This window comes from Microcystis sp. M_QC_C_20170808_M3Col, assembly GCF_007095505.1.
In the GTDB taxonomy this organism is placed as follows: Bacteria; Cyanobacteriota; Cyanobacteriia; order Cyanobacteriales; family Microcystaceae; genus Microcystis.
The window spans coordinates 1-8,466 of record NZ_SFBY01000227.1 but is presented as its reverse complement, the minus strand read 5'-3'; the positions used below and the strand labels follow the sequence as shown (position 1 = coordinate 8,466).

The window sequence follows — 8,466 nt, the reverse complement described above, 5'->3', positions numbered from 1 at the left end:
ATCAAGGTCGCCGGAGGACATTCGGAGACTTTAAACGGACGTAGAGGAAAGCGTAAGACTTCTGTTAAAGAAGCAGCATCCCGTGAAGCGTCAACCCCATTCAGCGACCATTCTAAAAAAGTGGCGTGGTGAGGAATCGCCGTCCGTTTTACGGCGGCGAGGATGTCAATTCTCAGTAAACTAGCGGAATTAGTTCTCGATATCACCGACTTTGAAGAGGGGGAACCCTCCGTAGTCGAAATTGCCAAACTCTTGCAAAAGGGTTTCGATATCGAAAAGATTACCAAGAAATTTTATCAGGAATTTCAGCGAGAGCATTTACAGTTCCTCCCCTTTATCCAAGGAATCGATCGAGAAAGCGATCGAAAATGGTACACTTCCGTTATCCTCAACCGTTTAATGTTCGTCTATTTCCTGCAGCGCAAGGGATTTATCGACAACGACTTCAACTATCTGCAAAATCAATTACAAGCAAGTCAACGACGGGGAGAAAATTTATTCTATCGTCAGTTTCTGCAAACCCTATTTTTTCAAGCATTCGCAAAACCGGAATCCCAACGAGACGCATCTGTAACTGCATTGGTGGGAAAAGTCAAATATCTTAACGGAGGATTATTTCTCCAACATCCCCTCGAAAATCGTTATCAAAACATTTGTATTGATGACCAAGCATTTGAGAATATCCTTGATTTATTCTCCCGTTACTCTTGGAACCTTGACGACACTCCGGGGGGACGGGATGACGAAATTAACCCCGATGTCTTGGGATATATCTTTGAAAAGTATATCAACCAAAAAGCTTTTGGTGCTTACTATACCCGTCCGGAGATTACTGAATATCTCTGTGATAGGACGATTAATAAATGGATTGTCGAGAGAAGCAATCAACTTTATCCCCGCAAACAATTTGCCAGTATTTCTGAACTACTAATCAATCTCGATTCTCCCCTCTGTGAGATTTTGATTAAAGATATTCTTCCCCAGCTTTCTATTTTAGACCCTGCCTGTGGTTCCGGCGCTTTTTTAGTGGCTGCGATGAAAACTCTCATCGCGATTTATAGCGGGGTAATTGGAACAATTGAACTGCGAGGAGACAGCAAGTTAAAACAGTGGTTAGCAGCAGTAAGAAAATCCCATCCTTCCCTCGGATATTACATCAAAAAACGGATTATTTCCGATAACCTCTACGGTGTCGATATCATGGAGGAAGCGACAGAAATCGCAAAACTGCGTTTATTTCTCGCTTTAGTTGCTGCCGCGCAATCGGTGACGGAATTGGAACCCCTACCGAATATTGATTTTAATATCATGTCGGGAAATTCCCTCATCGGATTGATTCGCGTGGACGAAAAAAGTTTTAATCTCATGGGAGAGGAAAATATCCTACAATCTCTCACCGCACAAAATTATCAAGCAATTCTCGCAGAAAAAAATCGCAGTATTGAATTATACAAGGAACACGCTTTCCAGTTGGGAGAAGTGGAGGGAACCCCCCAAGAAAACCGTCTCCAGATGTTACGCAATCACATCGAGGATGTTAACCGCGAATCTTTGGTGAAATTAAACCAAATTCTCCTAGATGAGTTTAGCGGTAAGTTGTCAATCAAGTACGAATCCGCACAATTAACGGGAAAAGCAAAGAAACGTTTACTAACTCTCTCCGATATGCAATCCCTGAAACCCTTCCACTGGGGTTATCACTTCGATAAACTGATTACGGAAAAGGGTGGTTTTGATGTGATTATCACTAATCCCCCCTGGGAAGTCTTTAAACCCCAAGCGAAGGAATTTTTTTCTCAGCATAGCGACTTGGTGACTAAAAATAAGATGGACATCAAGACGTTTGAAAAGGAACAGAAAAAACTGTTAACTAATCCCGAAATTGCTCAAGCATGGTTAGATTATCAAAGTCAATACCCCCACGTTAGTCTCTATTTTCGTTCCTCGGAACAATACAAAAATCAAATCTCTATTGTGAATGGTAAAAAGCAAGGGACGGATATTAATCTCTATAAGCTTTTTGTTGAACAATGTTTTAATCTCCTCCATCCCCAAGGTGAATGTGGAATGGTTATTCCCAGTGGAATTTATACCGATTTAGGAACCAAGCAACTGCGAGAAATGTTATTTTCTCAGACAAACGTGACAGGATTATTTTGTTTTGAAAATCGTAAAACAATTTTTGAAAACGTCCATAGAAGTTTTAAGATTGCTATCTTAACTTTTGAGAAAAATAAACAAACTCTGTCCTTTCCTGTGGAGTTTATGCGTCACGATGTTGAGGAATTACAACGTTTTCCCCATAAAGATAGTTTAGTAATTAGCGTCGATTTAATCCGCAAACTATCCCCCGATTCCCTCTCGGTAATGGAATTTAAACAGGATATAGATATTCAAATTGCCGAAAAAATGTCTCGTTTTCCCCTGTTAGGAGAAACCCTTCCCGATACATGGAATCTCAAGTTAACTCGCGAATTTGATATGACTAATGATAGTTATTTGTTTAAACAAGTCCCTACTCGTAATTGTGTACCATTAATACAGGGAAATATGTTTCATCAATTTAATAATAATTTAGCTGCCCCTAAATATTGGATTGATTTAGATGAGGGAAGAAAGAAACTTTTAGGAAAACAAGAAGATAAAGATCAAAAACTATCCTATCAAGACTATCGTTTAGTGCATCGAAGAATTGCCCGTAATACAGACCAAAGAAGTCTAATTGCTTGTATTTTACCTAAAAATAGATTTTGTGCTGATACTGCCCAAACTGTTAAAAATATTCTTCCTTACAAGGTTACAATTTATATCGCTACCCTTTTTAATTCATTTGTTAATGATTATCAAATTAGACAAAGAATAACTGCCCATTGTGATATACACTTTATGTGTTCTTTAAAAATTCCCCGATTAAAAGAGGGAGATAGATACTTTGAGGAGATAGTGGAAAAGGCAGCGAAATTGATTTGTGTAAGCGAGGAATTTGACGAATTAGCGAAAGAAGTGGGAATAGGTTCCCATAAAAATGGAGTAACAGAGGAGACAGAAAGGGCAAAAATTAGGGCTAAACTAGATGCAATAGTAGCCCACTTATATGAATTAAATGAGATAGAATTTCAGCATATATTAAGTACCTTTCCCCTCGCTTCCGAAAGCGTCAAAATTGCCACCCTCAAAGCTTACCAAAACCTGTAGGGGAAGTGGATTTTGACCGATTTTCAGGGAAAAAGTACCTAAATTTTCCCCTGGATCACTGCAATTGCTGGCACTTTTTGATGTCAAAAAAGTCCAAAAGTGTTATCCGACAAGGTTTTTAGATTTATTCAGCAAACCTACTTAAAATTATTAGACTATTGTTCTCAAAAAACCGCAGACAACCCCAATTTTCCGAGCGATAAACTGGAGAGAGCCATTATCGGGTAAAAAGCGGCCAATACCCGATAAATATCGGCAATTTTAGCGAATCTCTGCCTTCATCCGTTCAAGGGTTTGCTGCATTTGGTCGAACATCATTTGGGGAGTCATACCAAATTGACCTAATTGGGTTTTTAGCTGTTCTACGGTCATTTGGGCGGAAAAATCCTCAGATAACTCAAAACGCTTCATAAATATCTTGTAGCGTTCCATTAACTCCTCCATCCTATCGATAAAGATTATTTTACCCTCTCGATCGAATTTCCCGTACTCGCTGCCTAGTTGTGTGAGGGACTGGTAATCTTCAAATAGCTGTCTAGCTTCCTGTTGAACCACTTCTGAGTCAAAGAATCCCATAATCTTAAAACTGCTTATCGTCGATAGTTATTCTCTCCCCTATTTTATTTTAGCCGGGGAAAAGTCTAGCTCCAGTCGATTTACGGATTACCGTATTGGGGAAATCGAGAACTTGACAAACGGCCCTCTCGTCGCGGTTTAACCGTTGCCCCAGGAAGTTTAAGATAAAAAGTGAAAAATCAAAAACTGTCCTTTAACTGCCCCACAGTGGCTATTTCGAGCAATTTGGGCTTGCAGCCCTTATAATTTGCCAAAACGACGATGACGACCCTGATAATCTTTTAAAGCGTGGTGAAATTGCACTCGATCGAAATCGGGCCAGAGGGTGTCAGTAACGTAGATTTCCGCGTAGGCCATTTGCCAGAGTAAAAAATTACTAATTCGCATTTCCCCACTACTGCGAATTAACAGGTCTGGGTTAGGAATCCCAGCAGTATAAAGATACTGTTCAAAGAGAGATTCATCGATCGCTTCTGGGGAGACTAAACCCTGTTGCACCTCACGAGCGATCGCCCGACAAGCTTGCACGATCTCCTCTCGGCCACCATAATTAGTAGCCACCGTAAATTGAATACCGGAATTTTTGCTAGTTTCTGCGTGAGATTTAGCAATTTCCCGTCTTAAAGACTCTGGCAAGACTGATAAATTACCAATAAAGCGAATTTTGACATTTTGCTGCATCATTTCTTCTAATTCCCGTCGCAAAACCCGCTCGAATAGAGTCATTAAAAACTCGACTTCCTCGAGGGGACGACCCCAATTTTCTGTAGAAAAAGCATAAGCAGTTAAAGCGGGAATCCCCCAGTCACGACAACAGCGCAGCAAGTCTTTTAGTGCATCTACTCCCCGTTGATGGCCCATAATCCGCGGTAAACCACGACTTTTCGCCCAACGACCGTTCCCATCCATAATCACTGCGACGTGCTGAGGCAAACGGTTTTTATCTAAATCCGTAGGTAATTCTGGTGACAAGCTCGGTTTAAGAGTCATTTTCTATCTTTGGGGGTTGCGCTGGGCGAACGGGAGAATTTTTCTAAGATTAGACGACCTTTTAAGCCAATTGTACGCCCTAAACGTCCCCAACTCGGTGCGACCACTTCCCCCTCTCCCGACGGAGAAAACTTCGCTTCGAGAAGCTCTTTTAGTTTACTACTGGTTAAGGGCCGATCCAAATTACCCCCCGACGCGAGGGAAATCGAGCCAGTTTCCTCAGAAACCACAATACAGATACAATTATCTAGCCTTTCGGTAATGCCCATGGCCGCCCGATGACGGGTGCCTAATTGCCTAGAGGTACTGCGCTCCGATAAGGGTAGAATAACACCAGCGGCCACCACTCGATCGCCCCGAATAAATACGGCCCCATCGTGCAGTAAAGTTTTAGTCTGAAAAATAGTTTGAATTAATTCCTTAGATACTTGGCCATTGAGCGTCACCCCCGGATTGACAAACACCTTGGTGTCGAGATTGCCACTGGTTTCTAATACCATCAGCGCGCCGGTGCGATTTTGAGATAGATCCTTTACTGCGTCCACTAACTCATCAATGACATTATCGGTCTTGGGAGTGGGGGAACTTTTTTTAAATAATTCCCACACTTGACCTTGGCCCAATAATTCTAAAAAACGGCGGAATTCCGACTGAAAAATCACAGCAATCGCCACTGCTGCCCCCAAACTCAATTTTTCTAGGACTAACCCCAGCAAGCGCAATCCTAGGGCATCGCTAATCACCGAGGCCAGCATTAAGTAGATTAGTCCTCGCACCATCCAAAAGGTACGCCGCTCGCCGATAATTAGCAGCATATAGGTAAGGAGGAGAACTAACCCAAAGTCTAGGACTGACAGACCATGGCTGAGAATCCAGGACAATAACCGGCGAGGGTCCAGAAAAAAACCCGACATGGGGGACGATAGCGATGAGGTTTATATCAAGGAGAGTCGATTGGGTAAGCGGTCTTGACGCAGCAAATCCGCCAGATTTTCCCGTTCAAGGATCAGATTAGCTTCTCCATTTTGGACAATTACCGCCGCCGGACGGGGTAAGCGGTTGTAATTAGAAGCCATGCTGTAGTTATAGGCTCCCGTGGCTAAAACCACTACAATATCTCCCGGGTTGGTTTTCGGTAGCGTAATATCCTTAATTAGAATATCGCCAGATTCACAATGTTTTCCAGCTATTGTCACCACTTCCTGACATTCTTGACTCATTTTATTAGCGACCACGGCCCGGTAAACCGATTGATAGGTAATCGGTCGGGGATTATCGGACATTCCGCCATCGACGGCGATATAGGTGCGGATTTCAGGGATTTCTTTGCGATTACCCACTGTATAGGCCGTTACGCAAGCGGTGGCAATCAGAGAGCGTCCCGGTTCGGCAATGAGCAGGGGATAAGCGATACCTCTTTCCTGACAAGCTTTGGCCACTGCTAAGGACACCGCTTGCACCCATTCCTCGATACTTGGGGGGTCATCACTTTCGAGGTAGCGAATCCCTAAACCACCACCCACATTTAATTGCTCTAGGGGTAAACCCCGTTCTAAACCTAATTTAAACCAATCTGCCAACACAGCGGCTAAGTCTTGGTGGGGTTGACGTTCAAAAATCTGGGAACCGATGTGAGCGTGTAAACCTAGACAATTCAGCACCGGATGAGCTAAAACATAGTCAAATACCGCTTCGATTTGATGGGGGTCAAAACCAAATTTACTGTCTAAGTGACCCGTGCGAATATATTCGTGGGTGTGGCACTCGATACCGGGGGTTAAACGCAACAGGATCGGAATAGGGGTATCAGGACGATTTTCGCCTAATTTAACCAGATTTTCTAACTCTAGCCAGTTATCAACGATAATAATGCAGTTATGCTCGATCGCATATTCTAACTCGGCGATCGATTTGTTATTACCATGAAAGTAGATCGGCACATCGGTTTTATTGATCTGGTCTAAAGCGGTTAACACCGTGTGAATTTCTCCGGCCGACACCACATCAAAACCTAATCCCTCCCTAGCGACCACGGCCGATACAGCCAGGCAATTCCACGCTTTCGAGGCATAAATTACCCTAGATTCTCCGGGATAATGAGTCTGGAAACCTTGCAGGTATTGACGACAGGCTGTGCGGAGGGTGACTTCATCGACAATATACAAGGGTGAACCGAAACGTTCCACTAGAGTCGTGACATCACAACCAGCGATTTCTAGACAATCGCGGTTATTAACCTTGGCTGTCAGGGGGAACAGGGTTTGATTCGGAGATAGACAATCTTGATAGGCTAAATATTTTTGTCCGGAATTGCTGATTTTAGGTTCAGTTGATAGCATGATCGGTGTTTTTTGTCAAGAAATCGATAATTTTTGTGACAATCTCTGCCCATCACCGATTCAGTCAAGGGAATTTTGACCGTTGGTGATCTAGATAGCCAAAATAGTTCTCTCTTTCACTTTACGACAAGTTGTTATTTCTTTTCTGATAAGTAAAAACCCCTAACAGGATTTGCTAGGGGTTTTTATTGATCTGGGGGTTTAATTTATTTTATAGCAAAGACCAAGGTGCTTAGGACAATCCATCGCTGAAACCCTGTTCAGATAAGAGTTTGAAAATTGAAAGCGTCCTAAATAACCCATTATTTGCTATAGTTTCTCCTTGAGTGAACGATATAGCCAACGTGGTGCATAATTAGCCGTTTTCGCCATTATTAGATTATGTAACCGTCTTTTTGCTTCTTTCTTGTTCATTTTCAGTTTATTGGTGCTGGTGTTTTCGGATATTGTGGATTTTAGGGTTATTTCGATTAAACCCATTATTGAGGCTAGATTTCCCTTTTCTGATTGTGGAATCAGGGGGCTAATGGATTTTACCAAGGCTTCTTTGACTTTTTCCAATGCTTCCGATTGCATTCTTGATCGCATTTTGGATTCCAGTGCTTCTGGGTTTTCTGTCTCTAGAATCCATTGGTCATATTTCTGGGCGATTAATTTGCCGATTTTAGAGTCGGTTGGTTCGTTTGCAGATCACTGTGTAAACCCATAGATAGAGTTCTGTTCTGCATAGCTTAGAACCTACTCCTGTTTTCCATGCGATTGATTTTCCTGAGCTTATTTCGTCTTTGGTTCCTCCTATTCGGCGTTTGAATGCCCCGATTGATGAGAATCGCTCGAATGGGTAAACTAGGCTTAAGAGAATGGCTCTGACTCTTAATCCGAATCCGAATTGATCAAAGGTCTCGTTATAGGCTTTGAAGATTGGAGCGTTAACCAGTGAGTAGAGTTCTTTTTCAATTTCCTGTATCCATAGATCGTAATCTTCTATCATTTCCCCTAGCTTACGGGTGTAGTTGCTGATTCCTATTTGATATTGATGGGCTACGCTGTTTTTGTAGCGGTTGTCCCAATAGTTGTTTTTTCTTTTTCCCTGGTCACGTCCACTTAGCCAAGTGGGTAATAGGTGGTGATTCGGTAGTAGTGATGGCGGCTTAATCCTTTGCTTTGCTGTGCATTGTAGTCATGGATAAAATACCAAAAGGTTCCCCAACGTGATTCTCCATTTTTTTAGAGAAAGATAGACTCTCTCTCACCAGTCGAGAAATCCTTTGTCGAAAGGTATTATTTAATCTTTCAATATGATTAGTTTGACCAGTTTCTTGACCAACCGGTCGATGACGTTTACTGGGAATTACTGTCTTATAGG

At 42.3% G+C, this 8,466-nt stretch carries 7 protein-coding genes and 1 pseudogene; 1 reads left to right on the top strand and 7 read right to left on the bottom strand.

Features of this window, described 5'->3' with window-relative positions; translation table 11 throughout:
* Positions 1-206 (bottom strand): hypothetical protein (locus tag EWV84_RS10145; protein ID WP_287077894.1); only part of this gene is annotated, 206 nt, incomplete at its 3' end.
* Between EWV84_RS10145 and EWV84_RS10140 the strand changes: the two genes are divergently transcribed.
* Positions 163-3,195: an Eco57I restriction-modification methylase domain-containing protein gene (locus tag EWV84_RS10140; RefSeq protein WP_287077893.1), complete on the top strand. Its 3,033-nt coding sequence runs from the start codon at positions 163-165 to the stop codon at positions 3,193-3,195. The genes EWV84_RS10145 and EWV84_RS10140 overlap by 44 nt on opposite strands.
* Before the next feature lie 261 nt (positions 3,196-3,456).
* Here the strand turns inward: EWV84_RS10140 and EWV84_RS10135 are convergent, their stop codons facing one another.
* The 6 genes and pseudogenes from EWV84_RS10135 to EWV84_RS10110 all read right to left on the bottom strand — a co-directional run.
* Positions 3,457-3,771, bottom strand: a complete 315-nt coding sequence (locus tag EWV84_RS10135; RefSeq protein ID WP_002738222.1) for a DUF1825 family protein — start codon at positions 3,769-3,771, stop codon at positions 3,457-3,459.
* 240 nt (positions 3,772-4,011) lie between these two features.
* Positions 4,012-4,761, bottom strand: coding sequence for a polyprenyl diphosphate synthase (uppS, locus tag EWV84_RS10130; RefSeq protein ID WP_286824071.1), 750 nt, complete (start codon positions 4,759-4,761; stop codon positions 4,012-4,014).
* Positions 4,758-5,675, bottom strand: coding sequence for a diadenylate cyclase CdaA (cdaA, locus tag EWV84_RS10125; protein ID WP_287077891.1), 918 nt, complete (start codon positions 5,673-5,675; stop codon positions 4,758-4,760). The genes uppS and cdaA overlap by 4 nt, the downstream gene beginning before the upstream one ends.
* A 21-nt stretch (positions 5,676-5,696) precedes the next feature.
* A complete protein-coding gene (gene lysA, locus EWV84_RS10120) occupies positions 5,697-7,100 on the bottom strand; it encodes a diaminopimelate decarboxylase (protein ID WP_287077890.1) in 1,404 nt (467 codons plus the stop codon).
* Positions 7,101-7,409: 309 nt separating this feature from the next.
* Positions 7,410-7,688, bottom strand: coding sequence for a hypothetical protein (locus EWV84_RS10115; protein ID WP_287077889.1), 279 nt, complete (start codon positions 7,686-7,688; stop codon positions 7,410-7,412).
* Between the two features lie 516 nt (positions 7,689-8,204).
* A pseudogene (locus EWV84_RS10110) lies at positions 8,205-8,466 on the bottom strand (IS1 family transposase); the annotation flags it as partial.